Genomic DNA, 16480 nt, shown 5'->3' with positions numbered 1-16480 from the left:
GGAATTAATACTAATTAAGTTGCGTTCAAGACCCTACTTTGTCTGAACGCAACTTGGGATGAGTATCAGGGAAGTGGGCGAGAAACCCTGCGGAAAAGCGGCACATCGTTAGCCATTGAATTCGCCATCAAGAGAATATTTGACCGTTCTATAGTGGGAAAACTAACGCGATAAATGAAGTCATCCTGCTGCCACATCACTGAAGAAAATTCATAGGATGGCTTCTGCTTTTTTCCTTCCAATAGATATCCTCTAATATCTTTCCTTAAGGTGATGCGATCGCCTGCTGCTTTATGTTTTTCTAATTCTCGTATCGCATTGAGAGAATTCTTTTTCTCAACCGAAAAACTTCCGACTAAGCACGGTTGGGGATTACTGTAGCAGGTAAAAAGGCTAACAGTATAAGCTAACGGAGTTTCTGAGGGGAAGACGCGGACAATCAACTCAGAAGGATCTACATCGGTGGGGCCACTGAGGAGAATTTGGGACGGCAAGCGCATAATCAACCCAGGCGGTACGCTGCTTTGAATTGTCTCTAAATGGCGTGTAAATACAGGAGCGGGACGAGCCTGTACGGGTACGTTCTCGGATGCCCTAATTACTACAGTCCCAGCCACCGCCAGGACGACTGACAGAAATAGATTTTTAACCCGCAAGAATTGGTAACGCAAGGATTTGAGAGTTTGTCAAGGGTTTTAAAAAAAGCATAGCATCTGGAATGTTGCTCAGGGCGATCGCTCGCCCAAAACCAGAAGGCAAATGCCAAAATCCGACCTTAAGGCTGACCAAGAGAACTGCCTTCGCACTTTATGATTTGTAAAGTGAACGTTTGTAAACTATCAGCAGTCTAAATAGACAGGCAGGCACAGAGCTAACCTGTTGCCTTTGCATCTCACCGCTGGACAGCCCCGCCCAAGGTGAGTCCGAACCGTCTCCTGAGTGGAACACCCAAGTGCAACTTAAGCGTATGTCTCCTGATATCTCTGCTGCTCAAGCCTCTCGGCAGCAAACGAGTCAAAAATCAACAAGCCAACGGCAAAATCAAAAAATTCCCCTATTTATATTGATATTTGCTGTTTTAGGGATGCCTGGGTTGACCAGTTGTGGCATTCTGCCGAAAGCGGAAGCGGAGGCTCAATCTCCCAGAGGGCAAGAAGGGGGGCAAGGAAAACCTACACCAGTGGATGTGGCGATCGCTCGCAGCGAATCGCTTCAAGAAGATGTAAAATTCATCGGCACGACTCGCCCACTCAGAGAAGTCTCGGTGCAACCCCAAGTGGAAGGACGGCTGCTCTCTCTTAAAGCAGATGTGGGAGATCGGGTAGCGCAGGGTCAAATTGTTGCCCAGTTAGATGACACCACCTTGTTGACTAGCGTGAATCAGGCGCAAGCAGAACTCGCAACGCTTCAAGCAGAAGTTGCCCGCGCCCGAACTCAGGTAGCTAATGCCCGGACACAGGTGGAACAGGCAAAAGTTGAATTGCAGCAAACACAGCGGGATGCGGCTCGACTGGCTGGCTTGGCGAGACAGGGCGCGATCGCTCAGCAACAAGCAGAATTAGCCCAAACCGAAGCTCAAACGGCTCAACAAGCTTTGCTCTCTGCTCAGGCACAGGTGAGTACAGAACAGCAAGCAGTCGTAGCGGCTCAAGGCAGAGTCAAGGCGCAACAATCTGTACTGGCTCAAAATCGCGAACGCCAATCTTATTCAGTATTAACTTCCCCCATTAGCGGCGTTGTCGTTGCTAAAGGGTTAGAACCGGGGGATTTAGCGAATCCAGGTAGTGAAATCTTAAAAATTGGAGATTTCAGCCGCGTCACAGTAGTGGTGCCAGTTTCAGAATTGGAATTGTCAAATATCCGGGCTGGACAATCGGTGCGGGTGCAATTAGATGCCTTCAAAAACAGGGAATTTCTTGGACAAGTAGCTCGCATTTCTCCGGCAGCGGATGCGGCGGCTCGTCAAGTGCCGGTAGAAGTCACGATTGCCAACCCCAAGGGTGAGATCGGCAGTGGACTGTTGGCACGGGTCAGCTTTGCCTCAAATGCGTCCCAACGGGTAGTGGTGCCGCAAACAGCGCTGCAAGAAGCAGGAGAGAGAGGGAGACAGGGACAAGGGGGACAGGGACAAGGGGGACAGGCAAGGAGCGAGGGAGAGAGCGCTTCCAACTCCCAAGAAAATGTCAAATCTAGCAAAGCGACGGTGTTTGTTGTGACTCGTGAAGGGCAACAGCCAAGAGTGCAGGCTCGATCGGTGACAGTGGGCGATCGCGTAAATGGAAAAGTAGAAATTCTGTCGGGATTAAAGCCGGGAGAGCGATTTGTCAGCCGCGCTGGTAAGCCGCTCAAAGATGGCGAACTTGTCAGCTTAAGTGTTTTATCAGAAACCGCAAAGCCGTAGAGTTTTGAGTTTTGAGCTTTGACTTCTTAATTCAAAACTCACTCATTCACTCAAAATTCCGAATTAACTCAAAATTCAGAACTCAAAATTCAAAATTATTATGTCTGGATTTAGCCTAAGCGCGCTCGCCATCCGCCGTCACATCGGCACACTCATGCTCACCATCGCTACGTTGGTGCTGGGAGTCTTCTTTCTCTCCCAACTGCAAGTTGATTTGTTGCCGTCTATCACCTATCCCCGGATTGGCGTGCGGCTAGAAGCCCCTGGAATCTCTCCAGAGGTAGCAGTTGACGAAATCACCAAACCGCTAGAAGAAGCATTAAGTACCACACAAGGAGTGGTGCAAGTTTATTCTCAAACCCGCGAAGGGCAAGTAAGTTTAGACTTGTACTTTGAACCGGGAGGGAACATTGACCAAGCGCTAAACGATGCCACCGCTGCCTTTAACCGGGGTCGCAGCAGACTCCCCAGTACCATCGAAGATGCCCGCTTATTTAAAGTTGACCCCTCCCAGCTACCCGTTTACGAAGTGGCGCTGCAATCTTCTTCTTTAGGAGAGGCGGATTTACGAGTATTTGCCGATGAAGAATTATCCCGCGAACTCGGTGTTGTCAATGGTGTCGCCTCTGTCGATGTTGCGGGTGGGGTGGAAGAACAAGTCCGGGTGCAAATTGACCTGAATCGCTTACAAGCCCTGGGGGTGAGTTTAACAGATGTGTTAAATGCTTTAGGCGATCGCAACCAGGATGTCTCTGGCGGTCGCTTGCAAGGCGCTGACTCCGAACCACTAACCCGCACCGTCGGACGCTTTCAGAATGCCCAAGAAATTAGCAATCTCTCCTTTGAAGTTGGTTCCCCAACCCCCAGCCCAGTAGGAGCGCAAAGCCCCGCGCTTTTACCGCAATCTCGCGTTTATCTAAGAGATTTTGCCGAAGTCATTGATGGGACAGAAGACCAGCGGGTATTTGTCTATCTGAATGGGCAACCAGCGGTAAAACTCAGCATCCAAAAGCAACCGGATGCCAATACTATCGAGGTTGTGGATGGAATTAAAAAACGGATCGAAGAACTGCGCCAAGCTGGGGTGATTCCCGAAGATATGAAACTGTTAGCAACGCTGGATGAGTCGAAATTTATCAGCAACTCGATCTCCAACGTGACCAGTTCCGGATTGCTGGGTGCAGGGTTGGCAGCGGTGGCGGTGATGCTATTTCTCGGTAGCGCCCGTCAAACTTTAATTATTATCATCGCCATTCCCCTAGCGACCATCGCGGCGATTATCTTAATGCAGCTATTTGGACTCTCCATCAACATTTTCAGCTTAGGTGGTTTGGCGCTGGGTGTGGGGATTGTCGTAGACAACTCTATCGTAATGATGGAGACAATTGCCGAAGGTGCTGGCATGACTCCGGGTCAGGATAGCAAAGCCCGTATGAATAGCCAGCAAGTAATCGATCAAGCAGAACGCAGCGGTCGCGAGGTGGAATCGGCGCTAATTGCCTCTACCACTACTAACTTGGTGTCTGTACTGCCGTTTTTGCTGATTGGTGGCTTTTTCTCCCTGCTATTTAATGAATTAATTCTTACCATTAGTTTTTCTGTAGCTGCCTCTCTATTGGTGGCGCTGACCGTGGTGCCAGCACTCAGTTCCCGGTTGTTGGCTATCCAGTGGTCGAGTGGCCTAGGTAAGTTTTGGCCTTTACGGGAATTTAACCGCCGATTTGAGGCAGCGACTGGCAGCTATACCCGCTTTCTGACTGGAGTAGTGCGTTATCGGTTGTTAGTAATCGCCGCTATTATTCTGCTTTTCGGCGGCAGTAGTTTGTGGATGGTCGGTCAAATTCCTCAAGAAATTCTGCCTCGGATTAATACAGGTCAAGCAAATTTGTTTGCCCAGTTTCCTCCTGGAACTAGCGTGGAAACTAACCAAAAAGTGATGAAACTGGTGGACGAAATCCTGGTTAAACAGCCAGAAAGCGACTATGTATTTAGCACAGCCGGAGGTTCTCTGTTCGGCAGCAACACGAATGCCAATCCCCTACGCGCTTCCAGCTCAATTACCCTCAAGCAAGGTACAGATGTCGAGAAGTTTGTTGAGAAAGTCAATCAAGAGTTTAACAAACTGAACTTGGCGGGGATTCGTCTGCGATTGAATCCCGGTCAGGTACGGGGGATTATCCTCAGTAACTCGCCAGTGCGGGGGGCGGATGTGGATATCATCCTCCAGGGAAACGATGAGCAGCGGTTGCAACAAGCGGGGCGGCAAGCGCTGCAAGCCTTGGATGAGCGAGTAAAAAGTGCAACTTTCCGACCTGATGCCGACTCTCGACAACCAGAAGTGCAGATTCGACCAGATTGGGAGCGTGCAGAGGAGTTGGGGTTGACGACGCAAGACATTGGGCAAACGATTCAGACAGCAATCGAGGGGTCAGTACCGACTCAGTTGCAAAGAGGCGATCGCTTAGTGGATGTGCGCGTACAATTCAATGAAGAATCTGTAGAACGCGCTTCTCAACTTGCACAAATCCCCTTATTTGTCAATAACAACAGTTTAGTTCGGCTGGGTGATGTCGCGACCATTTCCGAAGGTCAAGCCCCCGGTGAAGTTCAGCGGATTAACCAACGACAGGTTTTTATCATTGCGGGTAGTCTGAGCGAAGGAGCTAACCTCAGCGACGCCCTGACAGAGGTAGACGAGGTACTAGGGAATTTGCGATTACCCGAAGGCGTGAGCGTGATACCCAGTTCGACAGCGGAAACAAATCAGCAGTTGCAAAACTCCTTGACAATTTTAGGAGGTTTAGCTGCTTTCTTGGTTTTCGTCGTCATGGCGGTACAATACAACTCCTTGATTGACCCCTTGGTAATTATGCTCACGGTGCCCCTGGCTTTAGCGGGGGGCATTCTGGGGCTTTATATCACTCAAACCGCTATCGGTGCTACGGTGCTAGTCGGTGCGGTGCTGCTGGTGGGGATTGTGGTAAACAACGCCATCATCATGGTGGAGTTGGCGAACCAGATTCACGAACAAGAAGGCATCGACCGACAAGCGGCGATTTTAAAAGCTGCTCCCATGCGCCTGAGAGCGATTATGATGACCACCATCACCACGGTTCTCGGCTTGTTTCCTTTGGCGCTGGGAATCGGGGAAGGCTCAGAATTTCTACAACCGTTAGGCGTTGTGGTGTTTTCCGGTCTATCTCTGGCGACGCTGCTAACCTTGTTTATTATTCCCTGCTTCTACGTGCTGCTGCACCAGTTCCCGGTCAGCAAACAGGTACTAAAATGGCAGCGATCGCTATCGAGGAAATTTGCCCGTAAAACTTTTTCGAGCGATCGCAAGTTCTAATTTATGCTGTCTTTAGCACTCAGAGTTTAACCCCACCCCTGCTCCTCCCGGTCAACGGGAAGGAGTTCAATATTCCCTCTCCGTCAACGGAGAGGGGTTAGCGGTGAGGTTCCGAGTGTGTAGAGAGTTCGTTTTTTGGCCCAGCATCAATTGCTTCTTTCAATTTTGTGGGCGAACGGGAATTTCAATCCAGAACTCAGTGCCCTTGTCTGGTTGAGAAGAACACTTAAAGACGCCGCCGTGTTTTTCCACCACAATTTGATAGCTGATCGACAGTCCCAAACCCGTGCCTTTACCAACCGGCTTTGTCGTGAAAAAAGGATCGAAGATTTGCGCCTGCACCGCCTCTGGCATACCAGAGCCATTATCAATAATTTGAATCACCACGTTAGCAGGATGAGGGATGAAAGGATGAATAAGTGAATCGGTTTCATGCTTTATCCTTCCTTCTTGCTCCTGTATTTTTTCACCTTTTATTCTTTCTGCTTCCTCCTTCAAAAAGGTGCGGATAGTAATCTGAGCGGGTGAAGTTTTAACGTCTGATGATGTTAGGGCAGTATCTGTGTCACTTGCGTGGTGCAAATAACCAGCAGCTTCTCCCCTTTCCATCGGGTGGTTCGATCGATCCCAGTTGTTTTGCTGCTCCAGCGCGTCAATCGCATTGCTAAGGACATTCATAAACACTTGATTGAGCTGACCGGCATAACACTCAACTAAGGGCAGCTCGCCATAAGCCTTTACAACTTCAATCGTAGGAGTATTACCCTTCCCTTTGAGTCGATGTTGCAAGATTAACAGCGTGCTGTCTAAACCCTCATGGATATCCACCCGTTTCATCTCGGCTTGGTCAAGGCGAGAGAAATTCCGCAGAGACAGCACCAGTTGACGGATTCTGTCGGCTCCCACCTTCATTGACGACAGCATTTTAGGCAGATCATCAGCAATGAATTCCAAATCGATTGCTTCTGCGTGTTTGACAACCTCTCGATCGGGATGGGGATAACGCTCTTGGTATAAATGCAACAGATCGATCAAATCTTTTACGTACTCGCCAACGTGAATGAGATTGCCGTAAATAAAATTAACCGGATTGTTGACTTCGTGAGCCACACCTGCGACTAGCTGTCCCAAACTCGACATTTTTTCTGTCTGAATCAGCTGGGTTTGGGTTTGTTGTAATTCTTGGAGGGCACAAGCGAGTTGTTCTGCTTGATGCTGGGTTTGAGCGAGTAATTCTGCTTGCTGTATTGCAACTCCCAGCTGAACAGCAGTCTGGGTGACGAACTCAATTTCCGAGACATCCCAATGTCTCTTTTGCGAGCATTGATGGATACAGAGCAATCCCCAAAGGATATCCCCTTTTAGCAGTGGCACCACGAGTTGAGCTTGAACTTGAAATTGCTCCAGCAGCTCGATATGGCAACCAGTTAAGCCTGCGTTGTAGATGTCATCAACTACTTGAATCCGACCCTGTTGATAAAGTACAGCATAGTTTTGGGAAAAGTGGCGGTCGTAAACTTTGGTTCCTAAAATCGGCTTTAAAGCTGGTAATACGTCTTCTGAGACAAATTCATCATCCAGCGAGCCAGAGGCGGAATATAAGCGAAATACTGCCACTCGGTCAGCCCCTAGCAGTTGTCGGACTTCAGTGGTCGTTGCTTTGAAGATTGTATTTAGATCGAGGGATTCTCGAATCTTCGTAATTACTCCAAACAATGCTTGCTGTTGTTCGGCAGCTTGTTCTAACTGTTGTGCTTGAGCGGTAGCAGTCGCAGCGGCAGTACGGCTTTGTTCGTACAGTTCGGCTTGCTGAATTGCGATCGCGGCTTCATTTGCCAGCTGTTGCAGCAAATCAATTTCAGCAGTCTTCCATTCCCTAGGAGCTTGGCACTCATGGGCAATTAGTAGCCCCCATAGCTGTTCCCCCATGTTAATCGGGACAACTAAGTTGGCTTGAACCTGAATTTTCAGTAAAAACTCTATATGACAGGGATGCAAATCTGACTCAGCTACGTTATGAACTGCTCGAATCCTTCCTTGCTGGTAAGCAGAGGCGTACTCCTGAGGAAAGCATTCATCTTCGTATATCTCTCCCAGAATTGAGTTCCATCTGCCTGTCACTGCTTCTACAACCACCTCCCCTTGCCAACTTCTAGTAAACTGGTAAATTACCACTCGGTCTGTGCTTAGCAGTTTCCTGACTTCCTGCACAATGCTTTGTAGGATCTTCTCTAAATCCAGAGTGCTGCGAATTTGGTCTGTGACTTGCTTGAGGACTTTGGCAAACTCTAAGGACTGTTCTAGCTGGACAGTTCGCTCTTGAATTTGATGCTCCAGGTTGCTATTGAGAGACTGCACCTGTGTGTACAGGAGATACTGCTCAATCGCCATTGAGAAGTGATGACCCAAGGCTTGAGCGAGTTCAATTTCTCCCGGCGTCCACGCTTGTGCTTGACCTCGTTTCAGTTCCCTCCATGCCTCAAAGGAATTACGAGGTTGCAGTTGTCTCCGATCCGGGTCGAAATTTCCAGCCCACAAAGTTTCCGTATCAATTTCATTACGAAAAATGCACAAGTATCCCAGAAACTGCTGACGATACTGGAGAGGAACGATCAGGATGCCCCGAATTCGAGTCGTGCGGAACGCTGGCGCGATGACTCGCAGATGAGGTTCTTTATAGAGATCCGTCACTGCCTTGATGGGATTGCAGGCAGTGTCTTGTAATTTTAAATATTCCTGCCAAACGGGATGCTCTTCAAGCGGACGATCTTTCCCGATGGCTCCTAGCATCGGTTGATCGCCGCAGGCAAATAGGATTGCTTGACTTGGATTTTCTGCCGCTATGTAAATTCTGCCCCCACAACCTTTAAAGGCTGCAACCGTTTCCGTAAGGGCTTCAGAAAGCTGAATCGTTGGTAGTGCATGGAGCAGGGTGGCGACTCGGTTAATCCGCGCTTCCCGCGTTGCTTGGGCGCAGGCGAGTTCGAGTAAGGTAGATTGAGCGATCGCAATTGAAACTTGATCTGCCACTAACTGGACGATTTGCAGTTCTTGTTCCGAAACCGAACGCGATTCAGCGTGATGAGAGACTAATAAACCCCATAGTTCCGGCTGGGTCTCCTGCGTGCGGGCATCATGATATAGAATCGGCACCACGAGGGAAGATGTGACTCCCATTGCCGTGAGATATTCAATATGGCAGGAATCTACTGGGCGATAGCGAACATCTTCCGCCTTCAAAGCAGTACCTGTCTGGGCGCAATCCAAGGAACTCAGACCAATCAACCCTGAGGAAACATCGACAATTGAGCGCTGGCGAGCTTTCAGAAACATCTCGCGGGCGTGGGGAGGAATGTCATCAGCCGGAAAATTTAGCCCTATCAAAGATGGCAGGCGATTGTTATCAATTGCCTCGGCAATCACTTCTCCACTGCCATCGGCATGAAACCGATAAATCATCACGCGGTCGGTTTCAAGCAATGAGCGAATTTCAGCGACTGTCGATGTCAAAATTTCTGGCAATTCTAGCGATCGCCGAATCCGATTGGTAATCCCGTGTAATAAGCTTGCTTGGTCTATTTCGTGCTGCATTGTTTGCGTATTATCACTTAAGCTCATTCCCTCTATCCACCACTTTTATAAATTCAGGCATGAATGTTTTTGTATATTTCTATTCTGTAACTGAAAAGTCATACTGGGTATTCGTAAAACTATTGATCTTATAAAAGTTTTAAAATTATTGTTAACTTTAATATTTTCAAGAAAAAATAACTTAAAAACATTGACAGTTTATGTAAGATATGCTATGAAAAGCTAAAAATATTTTCCCTAAAAAAATCGCTAATTCAGATTAGCTAAATATATAAATTCACAAAGGAGTAACGCTACTTTTTTCCTAACCGTTGCCGGATTTCTTGACGGACACTCATCAGGATTTTTCCCAAATGATTTTGTCCAGTTTTTTCTACACCGCAACCCCAGTAATAATCGGTGGGAGAATCCTCCACGATTGGGCGATCGCCGGTCGAAAGCAAAATGGATTGAATCTCTAGGTGAGTTAGAAACTTGATTAGCACGGCTTCGCGCATAATTTGGGTTTTCACTTGTTCCCAGTCCGGACGGATGCGGCGGGTGCGATCGCGTCCCAGTGTCGCGGCTTCCATTGGCGTCTTCGCGCTAGCGATCGCTGGGATTAACGCTCCATCCTCGGTGCCAACAAATTTTTGCGCTTGATAATAATGCTCCACCGTCATCCAATCTTGACCCAGCAGATAAATGTTATGAGGAGAAAAGTTGGAAAAACATCCGTAGGGATCTTCAAATTTATAAAAGTAAATCGTCATGTCGAAACTATAAAAGTGCTTGTCCCAGTTCTACCATGCTTGTTGCTGCAAGGGATGCAGTCGAGTAGGCGACTTTCAGCCGCTCGAGTATTCAGCATTATCAAAGTTGAGGATGGTAAGTACCTGTTGCCAACATCCCAACCCAGCTTTGGGTCTGTCTCCCCAATATGGTTCGGTGAAAATTATTGTTTGTTGGGTGGAGAAACGAAATCCAACAAATGCGAACTTTGGTATTTTTCGCCCTAACCAAACCGTATTCAGTGTTTCCCTGGGGCTAGTTGCCTGGTTACAGAACTTTCAGAAAACCTTATCGCTCAACCATTATAGGGGCACAGCATTGCCGTGCCCCTACTTTTTAAATCAACAATCGTGCCCCTACTCCTGGGAGTAAAAACTCTATCCTCTTTTCAGGGAACGGGAGTGTTAAAACTGGTTACTGTTTCCCTAAAGCCTTTAATCCCTGATCGATCTGGTCAGCTTGCTGAGTTTGACCTTGCTCTTTAAACAAGTCTCTGGCTTTTTTCATCGCTTCGATTGACTCAGACTTCTTACCTTGTTGATTTAGAGCTACCCCTAGACCAAAGTAAGCAGGTGCTGCTTTCGGAGCAATTTCGGTGGTCTTTTTGAGAGCTGCTACTCCCTCATTTAACTTTCCTTGTTTGACCAAGGCAACCCCTAAGAAATAGTGTGCATCTGCACTTTTCGGGTCAATTTCAATTGCCTTCTTGAAAGCCTCAGTCGCTTCGGGTAATTTACTGTCACCTTGGGCACCTAAAGCAACTCCCAAATCATTGTAAGATCTGGCATTTTTCGGGTCAATTTCAATTGACTTTTTGAAGTTAGCAGCTGCTTCAGGTAATTTGCCTTGATTGACCTGAATAAATCCTAAGTCATTATAGGATTTGGCATTTTTCGGGTCAATTTCAATTGCCTTTTTAAAAGTAGCAGATGCTTCTTCCAGTTTCTTTTCTTGAACCTGAACAAATCCTAATTTATGATATAGCTCTATATTTTTAGGACTATTTGCAATTGCCTTTTGAAAAGCATCACTGGCTTCAGGAAATTTCTTTTGGTTGACCAGAATAGTTCCTAACTTATTGTAACTTTCTGCATCCTTGGGATTAATCTCAACGGCTTTGTTGTAGTCAGCGATCGCTTCGTTTAATTTGCCTTGTTGAGCTAGAGTATTTCCTGAGTCAACATACTTTTTAGCGTCAGCCTCTGATTTTTGACAACCTAGCGTCAGGAAGCTTAAGCATCCCGCTGCTAAAATCATCAGCCCGAACCTGGATAACTTTGCAGTCCTAGAAGACATAACCTAGCAAGTTTCTGGATGAAAGCCCCAATATAACACATGAGGAAATTGCACCACTGACGATTTAAAAGGGGGTTGCACTCTCAAAAATTTAATTTTGTAGAGTGAGGAATACCTACCAAATCTTATCTGGGTGGGCTTTTGCCCACCCGAAAGAAGTCAACCCTTACTAACTAAATGCTCAATCGTTTTACCCACCCATTCCCGGTATCATGCTCTTACTGAGGCGCTTAATAGCACTCTCTGCCACTTCAGAGTATCGACTCTCTCCGCACAGAATCTTGCCCATGCGCTCAGTGGCACCAGGGCGCTTAACACCGACTCGATAAGCAATCCCAGGAACTCTGTAAAACACTCCTGCTAAGCGTTGTGCCCACTGCATATCCGATCCCCATTCTTCGGCGATCGTGCTGGTATATCTTTCCAGAGCATTGCCATCCCCGGAGAGTGATTTGTCAATCGCTTCCGCTGCCTTCAAGCCGCTAAACATTGAGGGACGAATTCCCTCAGCAGTAAACGGATCGACGACACAGGCGGCTTCTCCGGCTAAAACTGCATTTTGCGTATGCAGCCTTTGATTGCCATCCCATAGAGAAAGGGGATGACCATATTGCTTGCTCTGATTGACCTCTACGCCGAAAGATTTGGCGTACTCAGCCAAAATTTTCTTAAAGTCTTGGGGTTCACCGCCGATGAACGTGCCAACGCCGATAGAATATCCGTCTGCTTTAGGAAAGTTCCAAATATAGCCATTTTTGACCATCCCAAATTCAAAATGAATCTTTTGTTGGTTGGTATTTTGGGCGGGTATTTCTGCTTCTAAGGCTCCAGCCAGACGCCGTTTGCGCTCTTTGAAGTCTAACCACTTAGCCATTGGCCCTTTGGCTCCGTCTGCGGCAATCAGATAGCGACCTTCAACGGGTCCATTGGCGGTGTTGACTTGCCAGCGATCGCTCTTAAACTCAATCCCCGTTACTTCAGTGTTGTCTCGCAGTTCTGCGCCTTGTTGCTGCGCCTGCTGCATCAGGAAGTTGTCGAAAACGTCTCGCCTTACCATCCAAATCGGTTGTCCTGTTTCCAGCCCTACTTCCACCGGATCGCCCATTTTCCAGGTGTAGCGGAGTGATTTGAGTTTTAAGGAAATCGCTGGAGAAAAATCAAAATCAAACCACTCTTGTATCGCTGGTGATACTCCACCCCCACACGGTTTGTAACGCGGCATTGCGTCTTTTTCTAAGACTAAAACCGAACGTCCTCCCTTAGCTAGATGATAAGCTGCGGTTCCACCTGCTGGGCCAGCACCGACAATAATGCAGTCAAACATCGTGTTAATTTTTGCTTCTGAACACACTTGCAATTTAAGCTTGTTAAGCGAAGAATTTACATCCTCACGCTTGACACTCACTGGTAATTAAGCTTAATTGCTTTCCCTACCAGCTAGCTATTTGCGTAATTATGCTTATCTCGGTAAAACGTATACAATTTCAGGCTTTCAGGATTTTTAAGATAAATATTCTTCGCCTTGATTTAGATTTTCTCTTGACTTCTAGAAGACAAACCGTGTTTTCCAGTACGTAGTCGTTCAGCTTTTTCTTCCAGACAACTAGAGAGCGCGATCGCGATATTTATTCAATTCATCAATTTTACTGAGTGCAAAGTTTATATAAAGCTTATAGGATAGGTTCATGAAAGTTTTATAAAGTCGCTGACCGACTATTTGGTGTTTCTACTATTTTCATAAGGGGAAAAGCGATGTTCTGGGAATTACGCATCCAATACGCCAACGGCAACGAGAAAGTTTTACGCACCTGCAAAAATCGAGAAACAGCCCTGCGGTACATCGATGCGATCTACTCCCAGGGCTATCCTATGCACGTTGCTTTCCTGGTTCGCCCTGCTTTAGATGGACAAGCGCTTCAACCTGCGTAGTATCCGTTTTTAGCCTTTTGTCCTGAGTCCTTAGCTCTAGCGCGATCGCTTTTGACGAGCGACCCATGACGAGTGACTAATGACTTTAAACGGTCGTGATATCTTTTTCTTTCTCGGCTAACAGCTCATCAACCTTGGCAACGTACTTGTCAGTTAGCTTTTGAATTTTTTCCTGCAAGTCTCGCGCTTCATCCTCAGAGATTTCACTATTTTTTTCTTGCTTGCGAATTGAGTCTACGGCGTCGCGGCGGATATTGCGAACAGAAACTCTTCCTTCTTCAGCATACTTGGCAGCGATTTTTGCCAGTTCTTTACGACGCTCGGTCGTTAGGGGTGGAATATTCAATCGAATGACTGAGCCATCATTGCTCGGAGTTAAACCGACATCTGATAAAGAAATCGCTTTTTCGATCAGATTCATGCTGCCGCGGTCAAACGGCTGAATGGTAATCGTACTAGAATCTGGTGTATTAATACTTGCCAGAGATTTTAGAGGGGTTGGGGAACCATAGTATTCCACCGACACCCGGTCGAGGAGAGAGGCGTTTGCCCGTCCCGTCCGAATCGTATTAAAAGACCGTTGAGTTGCCTCAATTGTCTTTTGCATATGATTTTCAACATCAGCTAATTTCACAAGATCCTCCTACAATTGTTCCCACCGCTTCTCCCGTAACGGCGCGGTGGATATTGCCCCGCACCGAGAGGTCGAACACAACGATGGGGATGTTGTTGTCTTTGCACAGGGCGATCGCGGTACTATCCATCACCCGCAGATCGTGAGTGAGGACGTGTCCGTAGGTCAGGCTCTGATAGCGACGCGCCCCTGGGTTGAGATGGGGATCTGAATCATAGATCCCGTCTACTTTGGTTGCTTTAAAAATTACATTCGCATCAATTTCCGCCGCTCGCAAGGCAGCGGTCGTATCAGTGGTGAAGAAGGGGTTTCCCGATCCAGCCCCAAAAATTACGACCCGTCCTTTTTCTAAGTGGCGAATGGCGCGACGCCGGATGTAAGGCTCCGCTACTTCCTGCATGGCGATCGCTGTTTGGACTCGTGTCGGTACTCCGATTTGCTCCAAGGAGTCTTGCAAGGTCATCGCATTCATCACCGTTGCAATCATCCCGATGTAGTCGGCTGTCGCCCGATCCATGCCAGCCGAAGCTGCCTTGACACCGCGAAAGATATTGCCGCCACCGACGACAATTGCCATCTGAATGCCACTTGCCACGACATCTGCGACTTCCTGCGCGATTTCCTGAACCACCATTGGATCGATTCCATAGCCCAGGTTGCCCATTAAAGCTTCACCGCTCAGCTTTAGTAAAACCCGCCGATAAGTTATCCCCATGCCCAGACTATTGTCTCACTCAAAATACCTCCACCATAAGATAACAGTAGAGGAGTAAGTTTTGTGATATTATCCGCAAATTCAGTTACTAAAGTGTGGAGAGCCTTGAGACTACGTGTTAAGGACGCCAGTTTATCGGGGTGCCTACCGCCTCAGTTGAGGCGGTTGTAATCGCCGTTTTTCCTTGCAGTAAAGAAGCGATCGCATCCCGTAAATAATGCACCTTCACCGCTGCTGGATCTTGGGAATTATCATCAATCCGTCCCCTGTAGCGGAGTATCCCAGAATTATCTAATAAGAAAACCTCTGGCGTTGTCTGTCCCCCAAAGCAACGAGCGACATCCTGTGTGGTATCTCTCAGATAAGGAAAATTTAGACCGTGAGTTGCTACCAAATTTTGCATATTCTCGAAGCTGTCTTCAGGCGACTGAACCGCATCATTGGCGTTGATGCCAATCAGGGTAAATCCCTGGCTTTGGAACTCGCTTTGAATCTGGATTAGCCGACCCATATAGGACTGCACGTATGGGCAATGATTGCACATAAAAACAACGCCCACAGCTCGATACTTTTCTAAATACCGAGCCAGGTGGTGGACTTGATTATCGATTCCCGGTAATTCAAAATCTGGAGCATAACTACCAATAGGAGTGCCGGTCTTTTCCATTACACTCATTTACTTATCCCTGGGTAATTACAACAAAGTACGAGGGGGCTACAGTCGTAAAGAACAAAGCAATTACGGTCTCTATTTGCCTTGGGAGAACGCCTGATAACCGATTAGTTTGTAGACTAATTTTGCAGCAGTAAATTCTGATACTACGGAATCTACAATCGGTGCCAATTCCATAACATCACAACCAATCACTTCGTGATTTTGAAACACTTGCCGCAAAAAAGAGAGTAGGGAGTACCAATTTAATCCACCGGGTTCTGGGGTGCCGACACCAGGTATCAGGGTGGGGTCAATCCCGTCGAGGTCAATGGTGAGGAAAACGCGTCTGGTGGGGATACTTGCGATCGCCCTTTCCATCCAATCCGGTTGCGTTGCAATTTCTCTCGCCCGGAACACCGTCAAATTTTTCTCTTTGATCAAGTCAGCTTCTTCTTTGCAAATGGCGCGTATGCCGATTTGCACAGTTGGCAATCCCATTTCCACAATCCGCCGCATCACGCAAGCATGGTTGTGAATCGAGCCTTCGTACTCATAGCGCAAATCGCCGTGAGCATCTATTTGCACGACCGTAAAGGGTTCATCGGGGTAGGCTTTTCGGTATGCCTCTACAAGACCAGTTGTAATGCTGTGTTCGCCACCCAGACCAATAACAAACTTGCCGTCAGCTATCATCTGAGATACCGTTTCGCGGGTAACTTGCAGCATTTCCTCGGATGAAACTGAACGACCGTTGCGGGTGTCTGCAATCGATTCAGCCGTATAAATTCCAATGTCTTTGCCAGTTTCCCAATCTAGCTCCTCATCATAATATTCCACCTGCCCAGAGGCTTCTAGAATCGCATCTGGCCCATTTTCGCAGCCATTTCGATACGTTGTCGTCGCCTCATAAGGAATCGGCAAAATCACCACTCGCGCGGCATCGTAGGTAGAAGCTAAATCAGGACCAAGGAATGGCAGAACAGAAGTAGGAGTTTGCACCGTAGTCATCACCAACTAAATTTCATGAGGGAGTCACCAATCTAGATACTGACATACTCCCCGCTTTGAGTGCTACGCACAGATGAAAAACTAAGGTTTTGAAATTGGAAATTGAAAATTGGAATTCTCCGTGTCACTTT

General features: G+C 47.5%; 12 protein-coding genes. 3 read left to right on the top strand and 9 right to left on the bottom strand.

Translation table 11 applies throughout. The features are described from left to right. Positions 1-65 precede the first annotated feature (65 nt). Complete coding sequence (locus tag NC996_RS05685) at positions 66-671, bottom strand: hypothetical protein (protein WP_190429752.1); 606 nt, start codon at positions 669-671, stop codon at positions 66-68. Positions 672-967: 296 nt separating this feature from the next. On the opposite strand from NC996_RS05685, the gene NC996_RS05680 reads away from it, so the two are divergent. Both NC996_RS05680 and NC996_RS05675 read left to right on the top strand, forming a co-directional pair. Next, positions 968-2401 (top strand): efflux RND transporter periplasmic adaptor subunit, encoded by a 1434-nt coding sequence (locus NC996_RS05680; protein ID WP_190687747.1) that lies wholly within the window; start codon positions 968-970, stop codon positions 2399-2401. 100 nt (positions 2402-2501) lie between these two features. Beyond that, positions 2502-5750: an efflux RND transporter permease subunit gene (locus NC996_RS05675; protein ID WP_190687563.1), complete on the top strand. Its 3249-nt coding sequence runs from the start codon at positions 2502-2504 to the stop codon at positions 5748-5750. 159 nt (positions 5751-5909) lie between these two features. On the opposite strand, the gene NC996_RS05670 is transcribed toward NC996_RS05675, so the two are convergent. The 4 genes from NC996_RS05670 to NC996_RS05655 all read right to left on the bottom strand — a co-directional run bounded on the left by NC996_RS05670 (position 5910) and on the right by NC996_RS05655 (position 12732). After that, positions 5910-9368 carry a GAF domain-containing protein gene (locus NC996_RS05670; RefSeq protein ID WP_190687559.1) on the bottom strand — a complete coding sequence of 1153 codons (3459 nt, stop codon included), beginning with the start codon at positions 9366-9368 and terminating at the stop codon, positions 5910-5912. Between the two features lie 266 nt (positions 9369-9634). Further along, positions 9635-10093, bottom strand: a complete 459-nt coding sequence (locus NC996_RS05665) for an NADAR domain-containing protein (protein ID WP_190435896.1) — start codon at positions 10091-10093, stop codon at positions 9635-9637. A 433-nt stretch (positions 10094-10526) separates the two neighbouring features. Beyond that, entirely contained in the window at positions 10527-11408 is an 882-nt protein-coding gene (locus NC996_RS05660) for a tetratricopeptide repeat protein (RefSeq protein ID WP_190529175.1), read from the bottom strand. A 190-nt stretch (positions 11409-11598) separates the two neighbouring features. Then, positions 11599-12732 (bottom strand): geranylgeranyl reductase family protein, encoded by a 1134-nt coding sequence (locus NC996_RS05655; protein ID WP_190429905.1) that lies wholly within the window; start codon positions 12730-12732, stop codon positions 11599-11601. Positions 12733-13160: 428 nt separating this feature from the next. Between NC996_RS05655 and NC996_RS05650 the strand changes: the two genes are divergently transcribed. Beyond that, positions 13161-13337 (top strand): family 2 glycosyl transferase, encoded by a 177-nt coding sequence (locus tag NC996_RS05650; RefSeq protein ID WP_190411992.1) that lies wholly within the window; start codon positions 13161-13163, stop codon positions 13335-13337. An 85-nt stretch (positions 13338-13422) separates the two neighbouring features. On the opposite strand, the gene frr is transcribed toward NC996_RS05650, so the two are convergent. The 4 genes from frr to speB all read right to left on the bottom strand — a co-directional run bounded on the left by frr (position 13423) and on the right by speB (position 16349). Further along, positions 13423-13971: a ribosome recycling factor gene (frr, locus tag NC996_RS05645; RefSeq protein ID WP_190411993.1), complete on the bottom strand. Its 549-nt coding sequence runs from the start codon at positions 13969-13971 to the stop codon at positions 13423-13425. Next, positions 13958-14686: a UMP kinase gene (gene pyrH / locus NC996_RS05640; protein WP_190411994.1), complete on the bottom strand. Its 729-nt coding sequence runs from the start codon at positions 14684-14686 to the stop codon at positions 13958-13960. Before pyrH ends, frr begins: the two co-directional genes overlap by 14 nt. 118 nt (positions 14687-14804) lie before the next feature. Next, a complete protein-coding gene (locus NC996_RS05635; protein WP_190411995.1) occupies positions 14805-15362 on the bottom strand; it encodes a thioredoxin family protein in 558 nt (185 codons plus the stop codon). Positions 15363-15434: 72 nt separating this feature from the next. Beyond that, positions 15435-16349 carry an agmatinase gene (speB, locus tag NC996_RS05630; RefSeq protein WP_190435888.1) on the bottom strand — a complete coding sequence of 305 codons (915 nt, stop codon included), beginning with the start codon at positions 16347-16349 and terminating at the stop codon, positions 15435-15437. Positions 16350-16480: the final 131 nt, after the last annotated feature.

It is taken from the genome of Trichocoleus sp. ST-U2, from assembly GCF_039961875.1.
Taxonomy (GTDB): Bacteria; Cyanobacteriota; Cyanobacteriia; order Cyanobacteriales; family FACHB-T130; genus FACHB-T130.
This window is presented reverse-complemented; position numbering and strand designations above follow the sequence as displayed.